Genomic DNA, 21,272 nt, shown 5'->3' with positions numbered 1-21,272 from the left:
GCCGACGAGGATCCCGCCCACCGTGAGTGCTGTCGCCCCGCCTCCCTCCGCGAGCGGCTCGACCCGACTCCAGCTCGGGCCGACCGCCGGGCAGGACCAGCCCGCCCCGGCCGACAGCCGGCCACCCTCGGCGCGGGGCGGCTTCCGCCCCGACATCGAGGGGCTGCGCGCCCTCGCCGTCCTCTCGGTGATGGCCTACCACGCGGGCCTGCCCGGCATCACCGGGGGATTCACCGGCGTGGACGTCTTCTTCGTCCTGTCGGGCTTCCTCATCACCAGCCACCTGCTCAAGGAGATCGCCACCACCGGCACGGTCTCCCTGCCCACCTTCTACGCCCGCCGTGCCCGCCGCCTCCTCCCCGCGGCCACCCTCGTGCTCCTGGTGACGGCCCTCGGCTCGTGGCTGCTGCTCCCGGTCACCCGCTTCAAGGAGATCGCCGGCGACATCGCCGCCTCCGCGGTCTACCTCGTGAACTGGCGCCTGGCCGGCCGCACCACGGACTACCTCGCGGAGGACTCGGTGGCCTCCCCGGTGCAGCACTACTGGTCGCTGGCCGTCGAGGAGCAGTTCTACGTCGTCTGGCCGCTGCTGCTGCTCGTCGTGGCGCTGGTGGTCCGCCGCACCCGGCTGCCGCTGCTGCCGGTGGCCACGGTGGGCCTGCTGCTCATCGCGGTGCCCTCGCTGGTCTGGTCGGTGGTCCACACGGCCGACGCCCCGGAACCGGCCTACTTCGTGACCACCACCCGGCTCTGGGAGCTCGCCATCGGCGGCCTGGTGGCCTGCGCCGGGCGTCTCTGGGAGCGCCTCTCGCCCCGGTCCGCCACCGCCCTGGTCGTCCTGGGCCTGGCCGGGCTGGCGGCCAGCTTCGTGCTGGTCGGCCCCTCCACCCCGTGGCCGGGCATCGCCGCGGCCGCCCCCACCCTGGCCACCGCGGCGGCCCTGGTCGGCGGGGTCCGGGCACGCGGCCCCGTCAGCACCCTCCTGGGCAGCGCCCCGATGGTGTGGGTCGGCGGGCTGTCCTACTCGCTCTATCTGTGGCACTGGCCGCTCGTCGTCTTCACCGACCAGGGGATCTTCGACGAGCGCGCCCCCCTGTGGGCCACCTGTGCCGCCGTCCTCGCCGCCTTCCCCCTGGCCTGGGCCGGTCACCACCTGGTGGAGAACCCGCTGCGCTTCAGCCCCCGCCTCCGACCCACCGGGCGCTCCCTGGGCATGGCGGCGGCGCTCGCCGTGATCGGGCTGGGGAGCGCGGGGATGCTGTGGCGCGCGGTGCCCCACGTGCCGACCGCCCAGGTGACCGGCCCCGGCGCGGAGAGCCCGGGCAGCCCGTCCCCGGGTGGCGAGAGCGCAGGGACTGCCGGGGGCCCGAGCGACAGCCCGGCCGAGGAGGACGAGGCGAGCCCGGCCGGTGGCACGGACTCCGCCGCGGGCCCGGGCGAGGAGTCCTCGAGCGCGCCCCCCGAGCCCCGCTACGGCGCCGCCGCCCTCCTGCCCGCCGACCTGCCGCTGGACGAGATCACCGCGGACGTGCAGCCGGTGCTCACCGAGGAGGCCCTGCCCCGGGCCCCGCAGACCCTCACCCCGTCCCCGACCGAGGCCACCACGGACCTGCCGCTCACCAAGGAGCCCGGGTGCATCATGCCGGTGAACGGCGAGAAGCTCCGGGAGTGCGAGTTCGGCGACCCCGACGGGAAGCGCACGATGGTGGTGACCGGGGACTCGAAGATCGACCAGTGGATGCCCCTCATCGACCGCTGGGCGGCCGCGAACGACCACCGGGTGGTCACTTACCTGAAGTCGGCCTGCCCGTGGAACGACGTGCTCCAGGCCGAGGACGACGAGCGCTGGGCCGAGTGCCACAGCTGGGGGCAGAAGGTGAGCCGCCGCATCGAGCGCCTGCAGCCCGACGTGCTCGTCACCAGCTCGCTCATGCCCGGCACCGGCTCCGACGGGACCGAGAAGATGATCCGTGGCTACCGGAACAACTGGGAGCCACTCGTGGAGGCCGGCACGAAGGTCGTGGTGGTGGACGACACCCCCGGCCCGACGGGCGACCCGGTCTACGAGTGCGTGGCCGAGCAGCTCGACTCCGTGGACGAGTGCGACTGGGAGGCCGACCGGGCCCGCGGCACCGACGTGCTCAAGGCCTCGGTGGAGGCCGTCCCCGGCACCCGCTTCCTCACCCTCAACGACTTCATCTGCCCGGAGGACCGCTGCCGCGCGGTGATCGGTGACGTCCTCACCTACCGGCAGGGCAGCCACCTCACGAACACCTTCGTGGAGACCGTCGAGCCGATCTTCACCGCCCGCCTCGAGGCGGCGCTGGAGGAGGCGCCGTGAGCCCGGCCTCCGTGGCACCCCGCCCGTCGGCGCCCGACCCGTCGGCGACCACCACCCCCCGCCCGGTGCTGTGGATCGCCGACGACAGGGCGACGCTGCGGGCCTCCCGGCGCCGGCTGCAGGCCCTGGTGGCCGTCGGACACCCGGTGACCCTCGCCGCCCCGGACGAGCCCTGGGTGACGGCCCCGAAGGGCGTGCAGGTGCACCACCCCGTCGCCCGGTTCGGGGACGCCCGCTGGCTGCTGCGCGGGCTCCACCGGCCCGCGGAACCCCTCACCGGGTGGGAGGAGGCCCTGCACGGCGACCCCGTGCTGGCCCGGCTCGTCCCGACGGCGCTGACCGTCCGCCCCACCCGCGGGCAGGGGCTGGAGGAGGTGCACGCGCTGCTGGCCGCCGCGCTCGCCGCACCCCGGTCCGGCCTCCTGCAGCGCCAGGTGATCGCCCTCGCCGAGGAGGCCCCCGAGGCGGTCCCCGCGGTGGCCCGGGTCCGGGCCGCCGCGGGCCTGGCCGGGGCCGGGCGGTGGCCGCGCGACGACGCGACCCTGCAGGAGCTCCTCCGCGACACCGCCACCAGCTGGCACCACACCGGGCACGACGGGCCGGCCGACCCGGCCTGGTGCCACCTGGTGGCGGCCACCTTCTCCCGCGGGCTCCACGCCGACCGGACCTCCTCCCCGCTCGTGGAGGACCCCGCGGCCTGGCTGGCCCCGCTGCGCTCCACCCCCACCTGGCAGCGCCTCACCGCCCCGGGCACCCGCGAGCCGGCCGCCCGGCCGACCGTCGAGCACCCCCACGTCGTTCTCCTGCCGGGCACCTACGGGCGCTTCGAGCAGCCGGTCGTCCGCGCCCTGGAGGCCGCCGGCTGCACGGTCGACCTGCTGGACCTCGCCGAGACCCACCCCACCCTCGCCCGCCGCCTGCCTCGGCCGGAGAACCTCGCCGCCGTGGAGGCGCTCGTGGAGCGCGGGGAGCACGGCCTGCCCGCCGAGGTGGTGGAGCGCCTGGCCGCGGCGGACGTGGTCTGGGCCGAGTGGGCCGACCTGCCCGCCGTCTGGGCCAGCCACCTGGTGCGCCCCGACCAGCGCCTCGTGCTGCGCCTCCACAGCCTCGACACGCTCGACCCCTGGCTGCACCTGGTGCGCTGGGCGGCGGTCGACGCCGTCGTGGCCGTCGGGGCCCCGGTGGCCCGCACCGCGTGGGCGGCCCTCGGGGAGCGCGAGGACCTGCCACCGGTCCACGTCGTCGGGCACTGGCTCGCCGACCGCTGGAGCGCACTCCCGCTGGAGCGCGAGCCCGCGGCCGACCGACGACTGGTCATGGTCAAGTGGGGGCGCCGGGTCAAGGACCCGCTGTGGGCGCTGGAGCTGCTCCGGGAGCTGCGCCGCGAGGACCCCCGGTGGACCCTGCGCCTCATCGGCGAGGACATCGAGGGGGCCGGCGAGCAGCAGGACTACGAGCGGGCCGTGCTCGAGCTGCTGGAGGACCCGGCGCTCGCGGGGGCGGTGGAGCGGGTCGGGCACACCGACGACGTGGCCGCCCACCTGGGGGACTGCGGCTTCGTCCTGAGCACCAGTCGCCGCGAGTCCTTCCACCTCGGGGTCGTGGAGGGCGCCGCCTCCGGGTGCGTACCGGTGGTGCGCGACTGGCCCGTCTTCGCCCGCTACGGCGGCGCCCGGGAGGTGCTCCCCGCCGACTGGGTGGTCACGACGCAGGAGGAGGCGGTGGCCCGGATCCGCTCCCTCGCCGATCCCGCCGCTCGGCTGGAGGCGGCGAGCCGGGCCCGCCAGCAGGTGCGGGAGGCCTTCCCGCCGGTCGCCAGCGCCACCCGCATCGCCGCGGTGGCCCTCGGTCGGGAGAGCGCCGGGGAGGAGGGATGAGGCGGCTGCTCCCCGTGCTCCCCGCGCTCCCCGTGCTCCTTCTGGCCGCGCTCGCCGGCTGCGGGACCCCGGCCCCGCAGGAGGGAACCGCCACGAGCACCGGCTCCGCCGCCCCATCGTCCTCCGCGGCCACGCCGTCGCGCACGAGCGCCACCGCCCGGTCGTCCTCCGCGGCCACGCGACCCTCGGCCGCGGCCTCCCTCACCCCCGCCCCGGAGGACGCGGCCGGCGACGTGCCCCGCACCTACGACGAGGGCTGCCAGGTGGACCAGGACTCCGCAACCCCGGTCGAGTGCACCCTGGGCGACCCCGCGGGCTCCACCACCGTGGCCCTCGTCGGCGACTCCAAGGCCCTGCAGTGGAGCCCCGCCGTGGACCGCTGGGCCCGGGAGCGCGGGTACCGCGTCGTCTCGCACACGAAGTCCGCCTGCAGCTTCTCCGCCGCCCTCCAGCAGGCGGACGGGAGGGAGTACACCTCCTGCCGGGAGTGGAACCGGGAGGTCGCTCGCAGGCTGCGGTCCGACCCGCCGGACGTGCTCGTGCTGTCCGGCCTGCGCAGCACCGCCCTGCCGAGCACCTCCCGCCCCGGCGGGGAGTCCTCCGGGGCCACGCAGGCGGCCCTCGTGGACGGCTACCTGGAGAACCTCCGCCCGCTCGTCGACGCCGGCACCCGGGTCGTCGCCCTCGCCGACACCCCGCAGCCCGGGGAGCAGGTCCCCGAGTGCGTCGCCGCGCACCGGGACGACCCCTCGGCCTGCGACTTCCCCGCCGCACCCGGGCTGGGCACCCCGGCCCTGCAGGAGGTGGTGGACCGGTTGGCGGGCGCCACCCTCGTCGACCTCGGGGACGAGCTGTGCCCCGACGGGACCTGCCGGGTCGTCGACGACGGGATCCTCACCTATCGCAAGGGCTCGCACGTGACGGCCACCTGGGTGGAGCACGTCGCCCCGGTCCTCGGCGAGCGCCTCGACGCCGCCCTCGCCCCGGGCTGAGCCCGGCCCCGGGTCAGGACGGTGCGCCCCAGGGCACCGGCACCGCTCCCTCGACCGCGCACTCCCCCGGACGGTGCCGGGTCACCCACCGTGGCTCGACCCCCAGCGCAGCGCCCAGCTGCGCCGGCACCGCCGTGAGATCCGTGGGGAAGGTCGGGTCCGGGTCCTCCAGCAGCCGGTCGGCGTCGACCCACACCGCGTCGGCCCGCACCACCCCGACCTCCCGGGAGGCCACCCCCGCGTCCAGGACCACGAGGTTCTCGGCCCGGGTCGGCTCGTGGGAGGAGATGTAGGGGAGCTGCTCGGCCACGACGAGGTCGGCCACCACCTCGCTGACCTCCTGCCGCTTCTCGGTGAGGGGCAGGGCCGCCTCCTGGTGCCAGAGCACCGGGCGGATCCCGGCGGCCAGCAGCTCCCGGACCTGGTCGGCCCGGCGGGGCTGGCTGAAGTCCCCCCGCAGCACCCACGGGTGGGTGACCACCTCGTCGGCGCCCGGGTGCCGGCCCCGGGCGCTGGGCAGGTCCCGGTTCCACGCGCGCGGCACCGGGAAGGGCGGGGTCCTCGGGTCCTCGATGCCGGAGACGGCCGCCCGCCGCAGGGCCGGCTCCCCCTCGCCCCCGGCCTCCCGCACGAGCGCGCGGTGCCAGGCGGCGTAGACGGCGCGGTAGAGCAGCCGGTCGGGGTTGTTGCGGTGCCACCGGAAGTCGCCCCGGGAGAGGCTCCCCGCCGAGAGCCGGATGACGGCCACGTGGGCCCGCACCTCCCGGACCGGGGTGCCCAGCGCGTTGAGCCGGAAGTGGTACTCCGAGTCGGCCCCCTTGCGGACAGCCTGGAAGAGGCCGGCGGTGTCGAACACCTCCCGGCGGACCATCAGGCTGGAGGCGTTGAGACGGTGCGGCGGGTAGCCCAGCCACTGGTGGGTGAGGTCCTCCCGCACGCGCATCGCCCGGGAACGGTTCGCGGGGGCCTCGGGGTGCTCCAGCAGGTCGCGGACGTGGCGCTCGATCCGCTCCGGATGGGACCAGTCGTCGGCGTCCTGGACGGTGACGAACTCGCCCCGGCAGAGGGCGATGCCGTGGTTGCGCGCCAGGTAGGACCCCCCGTTCTCCGCCAGGTGCACCACGCGGATCCGCTCGTCCAGCGCCGCCACCCGCTCGAAGAGGCCGGCGTACCCGGGGCCGGAGGCGTCGTCGAGCACGATGACCTCCAGCGGCTGCCAGGTCTGGGCCAGGATGCTGCGCACCGAGGTGAACAGCCCCTCGTCGGGCCGGTAGCAGGGCATGATCACGCTGACCAGCGGGCCCTCCTCCACCCGCCGGGGCGTCGCGGCCTCCATCCGGTCGAAGGGCGTGGGCCCCACCCCGGTGAGCGTGATGGGGGTGCACCCGCTGCTCGTGAAGGGCTCGTTGAAGCGCTCCAGCCAGGCGTCCCCGGGCTCCAGGTGCTCCAGGTCCACCCGCGCCCCGTGGACGATCGACGGGCGGGCCCCGGGGAGGTCCACCCACTCCCGGGCGAGGTCGACCCGGCCGGAGAGGAGCGCCTGCTGCACCGGGATGGAACGCATCTTGCGCGGGACGAGGCGGGGGTGGTGGGCCTCGAGGACCGCCTCCAGGAGACGCAGACCGCGCTCGGGGGATCCCGGCCGGTCGCTGCGCGCGCACCAGTAGCCGGCCACGCAGGCCACGAGGCCGACCTCGCGACGGCGCTGCCGCTCCCGGACGCGGGACGAGGCGGGCCCGGCGGCGGTCGGGGCGAGGACCTCCGCGAGGGTGGCCGCGCGCACCACGTGCTGGGCCAGCTCGTCCATCGACATCGCCCCGTGCGTGGCCGCCCGGGCCATCGCCTCCTCGAGCACCACGTCCTCGGTGCGCAGGGCGGTGGTCAGCAGGGCGATCGGCTCCGTCTCTACCGTGGCCAGCCAGGCGTGGAGGGCCGGGCCACCCACGGTGCGTGCGCTCCCGACGGCGTGGTCCGTCCACGAGGCAGGCGCCCAGCGGCGGCCGGAGGCGGCGGGGCTGGGCACAGAACAGGACCTTCCACTCGGACCGGGCGGGGCTCGGGCACGACCCGCGGCGTCCTCACCAGGCTCCACGGCCGGGGCGAACCCGCAGGAAACGCCACCGATAGTACGGTGCCACTGCCATACTCACCGGAACACCGGGGCCCGCCACCGGTGACCACGCACGCGACGCTCGCACCACGGTGCCGGAACGGGAGTCATGAAGTCCACGAAGATGCAGCTGGCCCTCGGGGGCGCCCTCGCCCTGGTGGCGGCCGCCGTGCTCGGGGTCGTGGTCGAGCTGCCCGGGCTCACCGTGGGTGCTCTCGGGCTGCTCCTCACCGCCCAGCTCATGGTCTCGCTGGACACCAACCGCCGGGCCCGCTACCTGCCCACCAAGGTGAAGGGGCTCCTGCGCACCGTGCCGGTGCGGACCGTCGACCCCACCCCGGTCTGGGCGAGCCGTCGAGCGACCACGGACCGGCCGACGGACCGGGGCGGACCGGACGCAGGAGCAGCCGCGGGGAGCGCCCGGACGCAGGAGTCCGCACCCGCGCCGGAGGAGGCAGCGGGGCACCCGGAGCGCACCGGCGGAGCGACTCCCGCGCCGGAGCTGACCGGCGCGGTCCGCCTCATCCAGGCCCAGTACGTCGGCCGCCTCGACCGCGCCCAGAGCGCCCTGGAGTCGGCGGCCGAGGACCTGCGCCGCGCCCGCGATGACCACTGAGCCGGCTCCCGGACCGGCCGGATCCGCGCCCCCGCCCCGCACCACCGACGCGCAGGTCGACGCCGACCACGCCGCCCACGCCAGCCGGCACCCCGAGCGCCTGGTGGCCACGCTCCTGCGCACCCGGTCCGTGGTCGGGCGTCGGGTGCTGGCCCTCCTCGCCGGTGGTCCGGGCACCACCCCGGCCCGGCTCGAGGAGCTCGGGCGCCGCCTCGACCGTGCGGAGGAAGCGCTCCCGGAGGACGCCGCCTCCCTGACCGCTCCCGACCCGGCCCTGCTCTGCCAGTACGCCCGGGTCGTGGCCCTCCAGACCGGCACCCCGGCGGACGTCTCGGCAGCCCTCGGGCTGCTGGACCTGGCCGACGCCCTGAGCGGCGGCGAGCACCCCACCGAGGAGACCGCCGACCTCTGGGCACAGCTCCTGGTGACCCGTGCCAGCGCCGGGGACGCCCGGCGGGCCCGGCAGGTGCTGCGCCGCGATCGCGGCACCTGGGAGGCGACGCTCTGCACCCGGACCGACCTGCGCAACCCGCACCGCGCGGCCGAGCTGCCCGCGGCGGACGCGGCCCTCTGGGAGAAGGCCTTCACCCGCCGGCTCGGGGCCGGACGGGGGAGCACGGTGCGGCTCGCCGCCGCCGAGGAGCTCTTCGACCCGGCGTTCCTGGCGCGCCACGGGCTCGACCCCGAGCAGGTGGTGCGCACCCCCTTCGACCGGCTGCTCGGCGAGGGAGTCGGGCCGGTCGACCACCCCTACCGCGTCACCGTGGTGATGAGCACCCTCGACCCCGGGCCCGAGCTGCTCGTGGCGGCCCGCTCCCTGGTCTCCCAGACCTGGCAGAACTGGGAGCTCCTCGTGGTGGACGACGCCTCGACCGCCCCGACGCCCGGCGTGCTCGAGGCGGTGGCCGAGCTCGACGCGCGCATCCGGGTGATCCGCAAGGCGGTGCACGGCGGCACCTACCGCTGCCGCAACACCGCCCTGCGCCAGGCCACCGGGGACGCCGTGACCTTCCTCGACAGCGACGACTGGGCCCACCCGGACCTGCTGGAGACCGGGGTGCGCCCGCTCCTGGAGGGACGGGACCGGGGCCCGGCGATCGCCACCCGGCAGCGAGCGCTGCGGGTCACCGAGGAGCTCCACGTCACCCGCCCCGGGTATCCCGGCGCCGTTCCCTGCGCCCCCTCGCTCATGATGCCGATGGTCCCGGGCGTCTCCCGGATCGGCTTCTTCGACCCGGTCCGCAAGGGCGCCGACACCGAGTACGCCCGCCGCCTCGAGGCCGCCACCGGGCGGGAGGTGGAGCAGTCCCCCCGCATCCTGGTGCTCATGCGCCGCCGGGCGGACTCCCTCTCGGCCGGGGACTTCTCCCGCGGCTGGCGGCACGGCGCGCGGCACGAGTACCAGCACGGCCACGCCGCCCGGCACGCCCGCATCGCGGCCGGGGAGGACCCCTGGCTCGACCCCGACGGACCGCGCCGCACCCCCGCCCCGCTGGCCTGGCGCACCGCGGTGCCCGTCCCGGGGGCGCCGCGGCCGCAGCTCGACCTCGTCCTGGCCGGGGACTGGCGGCGCTGGGGCGGTCCGCAGCGCTCGATGCTGGAGGAGATCCGCGCCGCGCTCGGCGCCGGGCTGCGGGTGGGGGTGCTCCACCTGGAGGCCCTGCGCTTCATGCGCGGGGTCGACGACCCGCTGTGCGCCCCCCTCCAGGAGCTCCTCGACGCCGGACGGGTGACGCGGGTCCACCTCGACGACGCGGTGGAGGTCGACCTGCTCCTCCTGCGCTACCCGCCGATCCTCCAGCACCCCCCGCTGGCCCCCGTCGCCCCCGACGGCAGCCCGGCCACGCTGCGCCCCCGGCAGGTGGTGGTCGTGGCCAACCAGGCCCCCTGCGAGGCCGACGGCTCCGACCAGCGCTACACGGTGCCCACGGTCGAGACCCACGCCCGGGAGCTCTTCGGCACGGACCCGCTCTGGGCGCCGCAGGGGCCGGTGATCCGCCGGCTGCTGGCCGCCGAGACCAGCGCCCTCACCCCGTGGGACGACCCGGCGCTCGTCGAGCTCCCCGCCGGCCCGGCCCGCTCCCCCGGTCGACCGCTCGGCGACCCCCCGGTCGTGGGCCGCGTCTCCCGCGACGACCGCATCAAGTTCCCGGCCGACCTCGAGACGCTCCGCACCGCCTACGACCACGGGCCGGAGGTGGAGGTGGTCATGCTGGGCGCCGAGAAGCAGGTGCGCCGGCTGGCCGACCGGGCCCGGGCGGACGGACGCCCCGTCCCCGCCCCCTCCTCCCGGTGGACGGTGCTCCCGCAGGACGCCCTCCCGGTCGAGGAGCTGCTCGCGACGCTCGACGTCTTCGTGTACGCCGACCACCCCGGGGCCCACGAGGCCTTCGGGCGCACCCTGCTGGAGGCGGCCGCCCACGGGGTCCCAGTGGTGGCCACCCCCAAGCACCGCCCGACCTTCGGGGACCTGTTCCTCTACGCCGAGCCGCACGAGATGCCGGCCGTCGTCCGCCGGCTCCTGGCGGACCCGGGGCTCCACCGGTCCCGGGTGGAGCACCAGCTGGCCGTCGTCCGGGAGCGCTACTCCCACGCCTCCTTCGTCGAGCGGGTGCGCTCCCTGCTCCCGCGGACGCCGGCCGGCACGGATGACCCCGGTGCCGTGGACGACGCGGTCGATCCCTCCCCGGTCGAGCTGCGGGTGGCACCCACCGGCGCGGCGGGCCGCCCCCTCGAGCCCACCGTGCTGACCGGGGACCTGACCTGTGCGACCGTGCCGCTGCGCCGGCCGGCCGACGCCGAGCGGGCCGACGCCCTGGTCGCCGTGGGCGGGCCCCGTGCCGTGCAGGCCGCCCTGGGTGCCCACGCCGACCACCTCGCGGCGGGTCGGGACGAGCAGGAGGCCCTCGCCGCGGCCCACCGGACCCCGGGGGTCCGCGCCCTGCTCCTGGCCCGCGACGGGGAGCTGGTCGCCCTCGTACCCCCCGCCACCACCTGGCGGGCCCTCCCCGGGCGGGCGGTGCACCTCACCCTGCCCCCGGCGGCCCCCACCGAGGCGCTCGTGTGGCGGCTGGCCGATCCCGCCCCGGCCCCGGTGACCGTGCCCGCCGCCCCCGCACCCCCCGGGAGCACCCGGTGACCCCCCGCGCCCCCGGGCCCCGGGTGCTCATGATGTCCAGCAACGGCACCGGGATGGGGCACCTCGCCCGGCTGCTCGCCTACGCCCGCCACCTCCCGGGCGCCCTGCCGGGGGTCCGGACCTCCTTCCTCTCCCTCTCCACCGCCGCCCCGCTGGTCCGCCGCCTGGGGTACGACGTGGAGTACCTGCCGAGCACGGGGTCCACGGGCCTCCGCCCGGCGGCCTGGCGCCCCTTCCTCGTGCAGCGCCTCAGCGACGTCCTGGACCGCGTCCGGCCCGATGTCGTGGTCTTCGACGGGACCCACCCCTACCGGGGGATCGACGAGGTCATCGACGCCCACCCGCAGACGCGCTGGGTGTGGTCCCGACGCGGGATGTGGCGCCCCGGCCTGGCCACCGACCAGGTGCGCAGGTCCGCCTGGTTCGACCGCGTCGTCGAGCCGGGCGACCTGGCCGCCGCGGCCGACGTGGGCGCCACCTCCCGGGACTCCGGGCGGCACCTGGTGCGGGTGGGCCCGGTGACGATGGTGGACCGCACCGACCTGCTGGACCGGGCCACCGCCCGCGCCCGGCTCGGCCTGCCGACGGAGGGTCGCCTCGCCCTGGTCTCGCTGGGCGCCGGCAACATCAACGACACCACCGGCCTGGTGGGCGCGACCGCCTCCGCGCTGCGGGAGCGGGGCATCGTGCCCTGCGTCACCCACGCCGCCATCTCCCGGCGCCCCGTCTCCACCCCCGGGGTGCACGTGGTGCAGGACTTCCCGGTGGCCCACTGCCTGGCCGCCTTCGACCTGGGCGTGGTGGCCGGTGGGTACAACAGCTTCCACGAGTCGCTCCGCCTCGGGCTGCCCAGCGCGTTCGCCCCCAACCCGGCCACGGCCCTGGACGACCAAGCCCGCCGCACCGGGTTCGCCGCCGCCCGCGGGTGGGCGGTGGACCTGCCGGAGGTCTCCCCGCCCCGGGTGCTCGCGGCCGTGGACCGCCTGCTGGCCGAGGGCGGGGGGATGGCCCGGGCCGCGATCGCTGCCGACCCCGGCAACGGGGCCCCCGCAGCGGCCGCGGCCATCGCCGACCTGATCCGGGAGGTGCGGGGTGGCTGAGCGACGGACGACTCCCCGACCTCCCCGACGGTGGCGGGCCCGGCGGCACCCGGCGGTCCGCTGGGCGCTCCGCTCCGCCGTGCGCGCGATCCGGGCGCGGCCCGCGCTCGTGGACGTCCTGGGTCGGCTGGCGGCCACCGACCCCCCGGAGCGGGTGCACCCGCTGACCACCCAGGAGGCCGCGGTCGCGGCCCGCGCCGCCCGGTACCCGCAGGACCCCGGCCCCGAGCTGTGGCCCGTCGTCGGGGTGGAGGTGCACCACCTCGGAGCGCACGAGGAGCAGGCCCTGGTGGCGGTGGCGCGGCAGCAGGTCGAGCAGCCGTGGTTCCGGCCGGTGCTCCTGGCCAGCGAGGCGGCGGTCGCCGCGGCCCGGGAGACCGGCTGCCCCTTCGACCTCGTCCCGGAGCACGCGGCCACGCCCGAGGTGGTCGGCCAGCGGCTCGCCGACCTGGTGACCGGCTTCGGGGCCCAGCAGGTCTGGCGGGCGGGCCCGGACGGGCTGGCCCCCGAGCAGCTGGAGGCGCTCCGCGTGCTGGCGGACCGGCACCGGCGGGCCCGCGGTGGTCGGTGAGGGGTCTCACGCCCTCCCACCGGCCGTTCGGGGACGGAGGGAGCCGCCACGCGGGTAGCATGGGAGGGTTGATCGTGGACTGACGGTGACGCAGGCAGACCTTTGAAGGAGTTCGTGTGACTACTGACGTTGTGATCGTCGGCCAGGGATATGTGGGCCTTCCGCTCGCGCAGGAGGCGGCCAAGGCCGGCCTGTCGGTGGTGGGCTTCGACATCACCCAGTCCCTGGTGGACGCCCTGAACTCGGGGGTCTCGCACGTGGACGACCTGTCCGACGCCGACATCGCCGAGATGCTCGCCACCGGCTACCGGGCCTCCACGGACGAGACCGTCATCGCCGGGGCCAAGACCGTCGTGATCTGCGTGCCGACCCCCCTGTCCGACGAGGGCGGCCCCGACCTGCGCGCCGTCGAGGGGGCCACCGCCACCATCGGCCGCAACCTCCAGCCCGGCATGACCGTCATCCTGGAGTCCACCACCTACCCGGGCACCACCGACGAGGTCGTGCGCCCCATCCTCGAGGAGCTCTCCGGCCTGACCGCCGGGAAGGACTTCCACCTGGCCTTCTCCCCCGAGCGCATCGACCCGGGCAACGAGAAGTTCGGCGCGAAGAACACCCCCAAGGTCGTCGGCGGCTACACCCCCGAGTGCGGCAACGCCGCGGCCGCCTTCTACGAGTCCTTCGTCGACACCGTCGTGCGCGCCAAGGGCACCCGCGAGGCCGAGACCGCCAAGCTGCTGGAGAACACCTACCGGCACATCAACATCGCCCTGGTCAACGAGATGGCCGGCTTCTGCCACGAGCTGGGCATCGACCTGTGGGACGTCATCGAGGCCGCCAAGACCAAGCCCTTCGGCTTCCAGGCCTTCTACCCCGGCCCCGGCGTCGGCGGCCACTGCATCCCGATCGACCCGAACTACCTGAGCCACAACGTGCGCTCCCGCCTGGGCTACCCCTTCCGCTTCGTGGAGCTGGCCCAGGAGATCAACACCCGGATGCCCGCCTACGTGGTCTCCCGCGCCCAGGACGCCCTCAACGAGGACGGCAAGGCCCTCAAGGGCGCCACCGTCCTGCTCCTGGGCGTCACCTACAAGCCGAACATCGCCGACCAGCGCGAGTCCCCGGCCGTCCCCCTGGCCCAGGCCCTGGCCGCCAAGGGCGCCACCGTCCAGTTCCACGACCCCAAGGTCGAGCAGTGGAAGGCCCTGGGCGACGACGCCACCAAGGTCACCGACGCGCTGGAGGGCGTGAAGAAGGCCGACCTGACCATCCTGGTCCAGAACCACCGCGAGTACGACGCCCAGGCCCTCTCCGAGGCCGCCGTGCGCTTCCTCGACACCCGCGGCGTCACCACCGACTCCGAGACCTCCCAGCGCCTGTGAGCCCATCCCCCACGGGGGACCTCCCCGCCGCCCTGCCGACTGACGGAACGTCAGCCGCCGGGGCGGCTGCGCGTGTTCCCAGCTCGGCCGAGCTGGAGGAGATCGCCCGCCGCCACGGACTGACCCGGGTCGGCCACCGCCCCCCGTTCGGGCAGTACCTGCGGGACCTGTGGGGGCGGCGCCAGTTCCTCTGGACCCTGGCCACCGCCCAGGCCTTCGCGAAGACCCAGGAGTCCCGCCTCGGCCAGGTGTGGACGGTGCTCAACCCGATCCTCCTGGCCGGCGCCTACTACCTGATCTTCGGTCTGCTCCTGGGCACCCGGGGCGGCACGGAGAACTACGTCGGCTTCCTGACCTCCGGGATCTTCACCTTCACCTTCCTCTCCACGGTCATGAGCTCCGGCTCCAAGGCCGTCACGGGGTCGGTGAACCTGGTGCGCTCCCTGTCCTTCCCCCGGGCGCTGCTGCCCGTCGCGAAGGTGCTCACGGAGATGGTGGCCGCCGCCCCCACCTTCGCGGTGCTCATGGTGATCATGGTGCTCACCGGGGAGCGGCCGAGCCTGAAGTGGCTGCTCTTCCCGGTGGCCCTGCTCATGACGAGCATGATCTCGATGGGCATCGGGCTCGTGCTGTCGCGCGTCGTCCACGACTCGCGGGACGCGGCGAACTTCATCCCCCTGGTGATCCGCCTGCTCCGCTACGTCTCCGGCGTCTTCTACAGCGTGGACCACTACCTGTCCTCCTCCGGTGCACCGGACTGGCTGGTGACGGTCATGACCTACCAGCCGATCGCGGTGGTCCTGAACCTGGTGCGGCAGAGCCTCATGGGGGAGTCCCCGGTGGACCCGGCGACCTGGGGCGCGGCGGCCGCGTGGGCCGTGGTGCTGCCGGCCGTCGGCATGATCTGGTTCTGGCGGGGGGAGGGCACCTATGGCCGCGGCTGAGGCACCCCCCACGGTCGTCGTCGACCACGTCGACGTCCACTACCGCGTCTTCGGCACCGGCGAGCACCGCGCCGCCCAGACGACCGACTCCGGCCGTCGCAGCGCGATCGCCCGCGCCGGTCACCGGGCCATCGGTGGCGGGCAGGGCATGGTCCACGCCGTCCGCGACGTCACCTTCGTGGCCCACGAGGGGGAGTCGATCGGGCTCATCGGCCGCAACGGCTCGGGCAAGTCGACCCTCCTGCGCGCCATCGCGGGTCTGCTGCCCCCGACCTCCGGGCGCATCTGGGTGCAGGGCCGCAGCACCCTGCTCGGGGTGAACGCCGTGCTCATGCCGGCCCTCTCCGGGGTGCGCAACATCCAGATCGGGTGCCAGGCGCTGGGCCTGAGCCGGCGGGAGGTCACCGAGCGGCTCGACTCGATCATCGAGTTCTCCGGCCTCGGTGACGCCGTGAACCTGCCGATGAAGTCCTACTCCTCGGGCATGGCGGCCCGCCTGCGCTTCGCGATCTCCACCGCCGTGGTGCCGGACGTCCTCGTCGTCGACGAGGCGCTGGCCACGGGTGACGCGGACTTCAAGGAGCGGGCCCAGGAGCGGATCGCGCAGATCCGGCAGGAGGCCGGCACCGTGTTCATGGTGAGCCACTCCAACGCCACGATCCGTCGTCAGTGCGACCGCGCCCTGTGGATGGACGCCGGGCGGATCCGGATGGACGGACCGGCCGAGGAGGTCCTGGCCGCGTACGAGGAGGACAGCCTCGAGGCCCGTCGTGCCCGGTGGCGCCGCGCCAAGGCGCGGGCGGAGGCCAAGGCGCAGACGGCCGCGACGCCGAAGCCCTCGTCGGAGGGTTGAGCGTGCGGGTCCTGGTCGTCAGCACCGTCCACCACCCGGGGGACGCGCGGATCCGCGAGCGCCAGATCGAGGCGATGCTGGCTGCCGGGTGGCAGGTGACGCAGGCCGGGGCCTTCTCCGCCCACGGGATGCGACCGCCCGCCCCCACCGCCGAGCGGGCCCTGCGCGGCATCGACCTCCCGCACGCCCGGGGGCTGCGGCGGGGAGCGGCCCTGCGCGCCGCCCGCCGGCTGCTGCGCACCGAGGGGCGCGCGCACGACGTCGTGCTCCTGCACGACCCCGAGCTGCTGCTGGCCGTCCCCGGCTCCGGGGTGGCCGACCGGGTGGTGTGGGACGTGCACGAGGACCCGGCGGCGGCCCTGCCCACCCGGCGCTACCTGCCCGGCCCGACCGGGGGCTGGGCGGCACGCCTCGTGCGCCTCCTGGAGCGGGTCGCCGAGCGTCACCTGACCCTGCTGCTGGCCGAGCACGCCTACGCGGAGCGCTTCTCCCGCCCGCACACGGTCGTCCCGAACAGCGTGCCCGTGCCGGAGGGGCCCGTCCCGGGGCCGGGCGAGGAGCGCGTCGTCTACCTGGGGAATGTCACCCGGCTGCGGGGCGCCGCCGAGCTCGTGGCGCTGGGCGGCGGGCTCCGGGAGGCCACCGGGGGCGCCTGCACCCTGCACGTCATCGGGCCGGCCACCGGGGAGTGCGCCGACCAGCTGGCCGCCGCCCACGAGCGCGGCGACCTCGTCCACCACGGGTTCGTGCCCAACGCCCGGGCCGCCGAGCTGCTCCCGGGCGCCCTGGCCGGGGTCTCCCTGCTGCACGACGCCCCGAACTTCCGCCACTCGATGCCGACCAAGGTCCTCGAGTACATGGCCCACGGTCTGCCGGTCCTCACCACCCCCCTGCCGCTGGCGGTGGCGGAGGTGGAGCAGGGGCGCTGCGGCGCCGTGGTGCCCTTCGGCCCGGCCGGTGTCGGTCCCGCCCTCGAGCAGCTGCTCGCCTGGCGCCGGGACGACACCACCCGGGCCCGGCTGGGCGCCGCGGGCCGGGAGCGGGCCGTCGCCGAGCACTCCTGGTGGTCCACCGCCCCGGTCTTCCTCGACGCCCTGCGCGCCGTGGCCGGCGGCGCCCCCTGCCCCCCGGCTCCCCCGCAACCCCCCGGCGCACCGATTCCCCCACGGGAGCACCGCTTCCCTCGCGATATCGTCACGCTGACCGCGCTCTACCCCTTGGAGATCACGATGGCCAACAGCACCGTTCCCGCCGCCCTGCGCGACCCGGCCCGACTGGCCCGACGCGCTGCGCGCCGCGTCCTGGGATCCCGGGGGGCCGCGCCCGCTCCGGCGCAGGAGCCGCGCACCCCGGCCCCGCAGGAGGACGCCGCGGACGCTCCGGCGGAGGAGCTCCCGACGGCCCGACCGGCCTCCCGGGGCCTGCCCGCCGCCGACGCCGTCGTGGCGGTCGCCCTCTCCCCGGACCTCGCCGAGCTCATGGCCTTCGAGTGGGACCAGCGCACCCTCGACCGCTCCGACCGGGAGCACGCCGCCCTGGAGGGTGCGCAGCTGGCCCTGCTGCAGCTCCAGAACGGGCTGGTGCCCGGCATGGGCCGCGACCAGGAGCCGGTCTCCGCGGTGGTCTCCGCCGCGCGGGAGCGCTCGGTGCCGGTGGCGCTGTGGGTCACCTCCGGTCCGCTCCCGGAGCTGCCTTGGCTGCAGGGGGTCGACCACCTGTACGCCAGCTCCCCCGAGCTCCGTGACGAGGCCGCCGCGGCGTGGGGCCGGGAGGTCGGGCTGCTCGAGCCGGCCGCCCAGCCGCGCCTGGCCAACCCGGTCGCCGAGGGCGGCATCGGGGCCCGCACCGGGCAGGCCCTGACCGTGGTCGACGGCTTCTCCTCCCTGGCGGATGGCAGCGCCCTGCAGGAGATCCTGGCCGACGGCCTCAAGCCCCTGCCCGAGGCCGAGACCCCGGTGGTCCGCCTGCCGGGCAAGTCGAGCCTGGTGACCCTGCCCACCAGCCTGGAGAAGCGCGTCCAGCGCGCCGGCTCCCGCGCCGAGGGCCTGGGCCACCTCCCCCGCGCCGGTGTCCTCACCGACCTGAGCGCCACTTCCCCGCAGGCTGCCTGGACGGCCGTGGCCGCCGCCGCGAGCGCCACCCCGATGGTGACCCCGGCCGGCCTCGGTGGGCGCCTGCCCGGCGAGCTCGGCCGCGAGATCCCGGTGGCCGCCGACCAGAAGCACTTCCGCAGCGAGGTCGTGGCCCGCATGCAGCAGCCGGAGCTGCGCAGCCGCGAGGGGCACCTGCTGCACCGCGAGGTGCTCGCCCACCACACCGCCGGCCACCGCGCCGCCACCCTGCTGGGTGCCGCCGGGGTGGAGCTGCCCCGCCGCGACGTCACCGTCTCCGCCGTCGTCCCCACCAACCGGGAGCACGAGCTGGACAACGTCTTCGCGAACATCGGCCGCCAGCGCCACCAGGAGACCGAGCTCGTGCTCGTCCTGCACGGCCTGCAGGTCGACGAGGACGCCCTGCGGGGCCGGGCCACCGAGGCCGGGGTGCGGGAGCTCGTCATCGTGCGGGCCGACCAGGAGCTCACCCTGGGGGCCTGCATGAACCTCGGCGTCGACGCCGCCTCCGGCCGGTACGTCGCCAAGATGGACGACGACAACTTCTACGGCCCGGGCTATCTCTCGGACCTCGTCGAGGCCTTCACGTACACCGACGCCTCGATCGTCGGCAAGTGGTGCCACCTGGTGTGGCTGCGCTCCACCGGTGCGGTCGTCCTGCGCTACCCGGACTCCGAGCACTCCTACGAGCGCCGCATCCAGGGCGGGGCGATGCTCTTCGACGGCGACCTGGTCCGCTCGGTCCGCTTCAGCGACATCCCCCGCGCCGTGGACTCCGACATCCTCGACCGCTCGATGGCCGAGGGCGCCACCGTCTACTCGGCGGACCGCTACAACTTCGTGTCGATCCGCGGCACCGACCGCACCGCCCACACCTGGACGGTCACCGACTCGACCTTCATGACGGCCACCGGGGACCTGCAGTTCTACGGCGACCCCCGCCCGCACGCCTCCCTCTGACCCACCGGCCCCGAGGCCCTCGAAAGGAACCATGCCCTCCCTGAACCCCGCCGCCCTGCGTGGCCACGCGAAGGCGGCCGCCCGCAGCGCCGTCCAGCACCTGCCCGTCCGACCGGTGGCCTCGCTCCCGCAGGCCGGTGGCTCGGTGGGCCAGCGGGTGCTCCTCTACCGTGCCCACCACGAGCTCAAGGACAACGCCGCCCCGGACCGCGCCCTGGCCGTGCTGGACGCGGTGGACCCGGCCTCGCTGAACCCCAAGGGCCACTCGATGCGGGCCAGCGCCCTGGCGGCCCTGGGTCGGCACGACGAGGCGGTCGCCGCCGCCGAGCACTCCACCCGCGGTGACCAGCCGGACGCCGGGGCCCTGGGCCGTCACCTGCAGCTGCTGGACCGGCTGGGCGTGGACACCGGGCGCCGGGAGCTGCTGGAGAAGGCCACCCGCGTCAAGGCCACCAACAAGACCGACGCGGCCCGGCTCATGAAGACCTTCCGCACCCCCGACCAGGAGCTCACCCAGCGCTTCCTGGACAACGTGCGGACCTGGCCGATCTCCACCGACTCCACGAGCATGGTGCAGGTCCGCCGGGACTCCATCCTCATGGTCCACCAGGACGAGGACGAGATCCGCGACATCGCGCGGGACCTGGCGACCACCGGCCCGGACGGGCTGGCCGTGGCGGTCTCCCTGCTCACGCACCTCGGGGACTTCGAGGAGCTGCGGCGGATGATGGAGTTCCACCGCTGCGAGCAGCAGGACTTCCCGACCCGCCCGGTGATGTGGGCGGCCAAGGCGGCCCTGCGCGCCGGCCACCTGCGGGCCGCCGAGGTGCTCGCCGGCCGGGCCATCAGCCACCGTCGCGGGCAGAAGGACGCCCGGGCCATCCACCGCACCGCCAGCGACCAGCTGGCCGTCGTGGACCACGGCTGGCCGGTCTACGAGGCCCGCCCGGAGCCGGCCTACGAGCCGCGCCCCCGCGCCGTCCTCAGCGTGCTGGCGCAGAGCCTGCCCCACCAGTCCGGGGGGTACGCCACCCGCTCCCACGGCGTCATCACCGGTCTGCGCGATCTCGGCTGGGACATGGAGGCCGTGACCCGGCTGGGCTTCCCGTACGACCGCTGGTCGCCCAAGAGCAAGACCTACGTGGCCCCGGTGGACGTGGTGGACGGGATCGCCTACCACCGCCTGCTGGAGCCGGGCGAGCGCGTCTACGACAACACGCCGCTGGCCTCGTACATCAACCGCTTCGCCGACCGGATCGCCGAGCACGCCGTGCGCCACCGCGCCTCGCTGATCCACGCCAGCAGCTTCCAGAACAACGGTCTGGCGGGCCTGCAGGCGGCCCGCCGCCTGGGCATCCCCTTCGTCTACGAGATGCGCGGGCTGGAGGACCTCATGAAGGTCTCCCGCCGCCCGAACTTCGAGCAGACCGAGTCCTACGCGTACATGACCGAGCTCGAGAACCACATCGTGCGCAACGCCGATCTCACGTTCGTCATCACCGAGGCGCTGCGGGAGGAGATGATCCGCCGCGGGGGCCCTGCCGACCGGATCGTGGTTCTGCCCAACGGTGTGCACACCGCGAACTTCGAGCCGCGCGGGCGCGACGTCGAGCTCGCCGCCGAGCTGGGCGTGGAGGGCAAGGTCGTCATCGGGTACGCCGGTGGCCTCGTGGACTACGAGGGCATCGAGCTCATCCTCCGGGCCGCCGACGAGCTGCGCCGGGAGCGGGACGACTTCCACGTGATCATCGTCGGCGACGGCCACCACCAGGCCCGGCTGCACGGCCTGGCCGCCGAGCTCGAGCTGGGGGACGTGGTGACCTTCACCGGTCGCGTCCCGCACTCGGAGGTGCCGCGCTACCTGTCGCTCTTCGACATCACCCCGTTCACGCGCCTGCCGCTGCCGGTGTGCGAGCTCATCAGCCCGATCAAGCCCTTCGAGTCGATGGCCATGGGCAAGGCGGTCATCTCCTCCTCGGTGGCGGCCCTCACCGAGATCGTCGCCCCCGACGAGCGCGGCCTGGTCTTCGAGAAGGGCAGCGCCGAGGACCTCGCGTCCTGCCTGCGCCGCTACCTGGACTCCCCCGAGCTGCGCCAGCAGATGGGCCGTCAGGCCCGGGAGTGGGTCCTGGAGCACCGGGACTGGTCCGATGTCGTGACCATCGCCGACGACGCCTACCACCGGGTGCTCGGCCGCGACTGAGGGATCCCGCGTGCGCCGGCGCACGCTGCACGGCTGAGGCCCGGCACCCCACGGGGTGCCGGGCCTCAGCCGT

Annotated in this window: 13 protein-coding genes; 12 read left to right on the top strand and 1 reads right to left on the bottom strand. The window is 75.6% G+C overall.

Going from position 1 to position 21,272, the window contains the following annotated elements; translation table 11 throughout:
• The first annotated feature begins 22 nt into the window (after positions 1 to 22).
• Genes CFT82_RS06550 through CFT82_RS06540 form a run of 3 tightly spaced genes read left to right on the top strand, consistent with a single transcriptional unit; the run spans position 23 to position 5,210 of the window.
• Positions 23 to 2,341 (top strand): acyltransferase family protein, encoded by a 2,319-nt coding sequence (locus CFT82_RS06550; protein WP_234994299.1) that lies wholly within the window; start codon positions 23 to 25, stop codon positions 2,339 to 2,341.
• Entirely contained in the window at positions 2,338 to 4,218 is a 1,881-nt protein-coding gene (locus tag CFT82_RS06545; protein ID WP_088818169.1) for a glycosyltransferase, read from the top strand. Before CFT82_RS06550 ends, CFT82_RS06545 begins: the two co-directional genes overlap by 4 nt.
• On the top strand, positions 4,215 to 5,210 hold the full coding sequence (locus tag CFT82_RS06540; protein ID WP_088818168.1) for an SGNH hydrolase domain-containing protein: 996 nt from the start codon (positions 4,215 to 4,217) through the stop codon (positions 5,208 to 5,210). The genes CFT82_RS06545 and CFT82_RS06540 overlap by 4 nt, the downstream gene beginning before the upstream one ends.
• A gap of 13 nt (positions 5,211 to 5,223) precedes the next feature.
• On the opposite strand, the gene CFT82_RS06535 is transcribed toward CFT82_RS06540, so the two are convergent.
• Positions 5,224 to 7,233, bottom strand: a complete 2,010-nt coding sequence (locus tag CFT82_RS06535; protein WP_143469509.1) for a glycosyltransferase family 2 protein — start codon at positions 7,231 to 7,233, stop codon at positions 5,224 to 5,226.
• A 196-nt stretch (positions 7,234 to 7,429) separates the two neighbouring features.
• Between CFT82_RS06535 and CFT82_RS06530 the strand changes: the two genes are divergently transcribed.
• The 9 genes from CFT82_RS06530 (at position 7,430) to CFT82_RS06490 (ending at position 21,199) form a co-directional block, all read left to right on the top strand.
• Positions 7,430 to 7,936 (top strand): hypothetical protein, encoded by a 507-nt coding sequence (locus CFT82_RS06530; protein WP_088818166.1) that lies wholly within the window; start codon positions 7,430 to 7,432, stop codon positions 7,934 to 7,936.
• Complete coding sequence (locus tag CFT82_RS06525; protein ID WP_088818165.1) at positions 7,926 to 11,075, top strand: glycosyltransferase; 3,150 nt, start codon at positions 7,926 to 7,928, stop codon at positions 11,073 to 11,075. Before CFT82_RS06530 ends, CFT82_RS06525 begins: the two co-directional genes overlap by 11 nt.
• A complete protein-coding gene (locus CFT82_RS06520) occupies positions 11,072 to 12,175 on the top strand; it encodes a glycosyltransferase family protein (RefSeq protein WP_234994298.1) in 1,104 nt (367 codons plus the stop codon). Before CFT82_RS06525 ends, CFT82_RS06520 begins: the two co-directional genes overlap by 4 nt.
• Complete coding sequence (locus CFT82_RS06515; protein WP_143469507.1) at positions 12,168 to 12,746, top strand: hypothetical protein; 579 nt, start codon at positions 12,168 to 12,170, stop codon at positions 12,744 to 12,746. Before CFT82_RS06520 ends, CFT82_RS06515 begins: the two co-directional genes overlap by 8 nt.
• A 116-nt stretch (positions 12,747 to 12,862) precedes the next feature.
• Positions 12,863 to 14,128, top strand: coding sequence for a nucleotide sugar dehydrogenase (locus CFT82_RS06510; RefSeq protein ID WP_088818163.1), 1,266 nt, complete (start codon positions 12,863 to 12,865; stop codon positions 14,126 to 14,128).
• Positions 14,125 to 15,072: an ABC transporter permease gene (locus CFT82_RS06505; protein ID WP_088818162.1), complete on the top strand. Its 948-nt coding sequence runs from the start codon at positions 14,125 to 14,127 to the stop codon at positions 15,070 to 15,072. Before CFT82_RS06510 ends, CFT82_RS06505 begins: the two co-directional genes overlap by 4 nt.
• Positions 15,059 to 15,925, top strand: coding sequence for an ABC transporter ATP-binding protein (locus CFT82_RS06500; protein WP_088818161.1), 867 nt, complete (start codon positions 15,059 to 15,061; stop codon positions 15,923 to 15,925). Before CFT82_RS06505 ends, CFT82_RS06500 begins: the two co-directional genes overlap by 14 nt.
• A 2-nt stretch (positions 15,926 to 15,927) precedes the next feature.
• Positions 15,928 to 18,996 (top strand): glycosyltransferase family protein, encoded by a 3,069-nt coding sequence (locus CFT82_RS06495; RefSeq protein ID WP_088818160.1) that lies wholly within the window; start codon positions 15,928 to 15,930, stop codon positions 18,994 to 18,996.
• Between the two features lie 31 nt (positions 18,997 to 19,027).
• Positions 19,028 to 21,199 (top strand): glycosyltransferase, encoded by a 2,172-nt coding sequence (locus CFT82_RS06490; protein WP_088818159.1) that lies wholly within the window; start codon positions 19,028 to 19,030, stop codon positions 21,197 to 21,199.
• Positions 21,200 to 21,272: the final 73 nt, after the last annotated feature.

The sequence above is a fragment of the Kytococcus aerolatus genome (assembly GCF_900187395.1).
Taxonomy (GTDB): domain Bacteria; phylum Actinomycetota; class Actinomycetes; order Actinomycetales; family Dermatophilaceae; genus Kytococcus; species Kytococcus aerolatus.
The sequence above is the reverse complement of the archived record's forward strand: the minus strand, read 5'-3'. Positions and strand labels throughout refer to the sequence as shown.

Excerpts from the sequence above, each read along its gene's own strand:
- CFT82_RS06500 (WP_088818161.1), top strand. The coding sequence starts at position 15,059 with ATGGCCGCGGCTGAGGCACCCCCCACGGTCGTCGTCGACCACGTCGAC.
- CFT82_RS06530 (WP_088818166.1), top strand. The coding sequence starts at position 7,430 with ATGAAGTCCACGAAGATGCAGCTGGCCCTCGGGGGCGCCCTCGCCCTG.
- CFT82_RS06490 (WP_088818159.1), top strand. The coding sequence starts at position 19,028 with ATGCCCTCCCTGAACCCCGCCGCCCTGCGTGGCCACGCGAAGGCGGCC.
- CFT82_RS06540 (WP_088818168.1), top strand. The coding sequence starts at position 4,215 with ATGAGGCGGCTGCTCCCCGTGCTCCCCGCGCTCCCCGTGCTCCTTCTG.
- CFT82_RS06525 (WP_088818165.1), top strand. The coding sequence starts at position 7,926 with ATGACCACTGAGCCGGCTCCCGGACCGGCCGGATCCGCGCCCCCGCCC.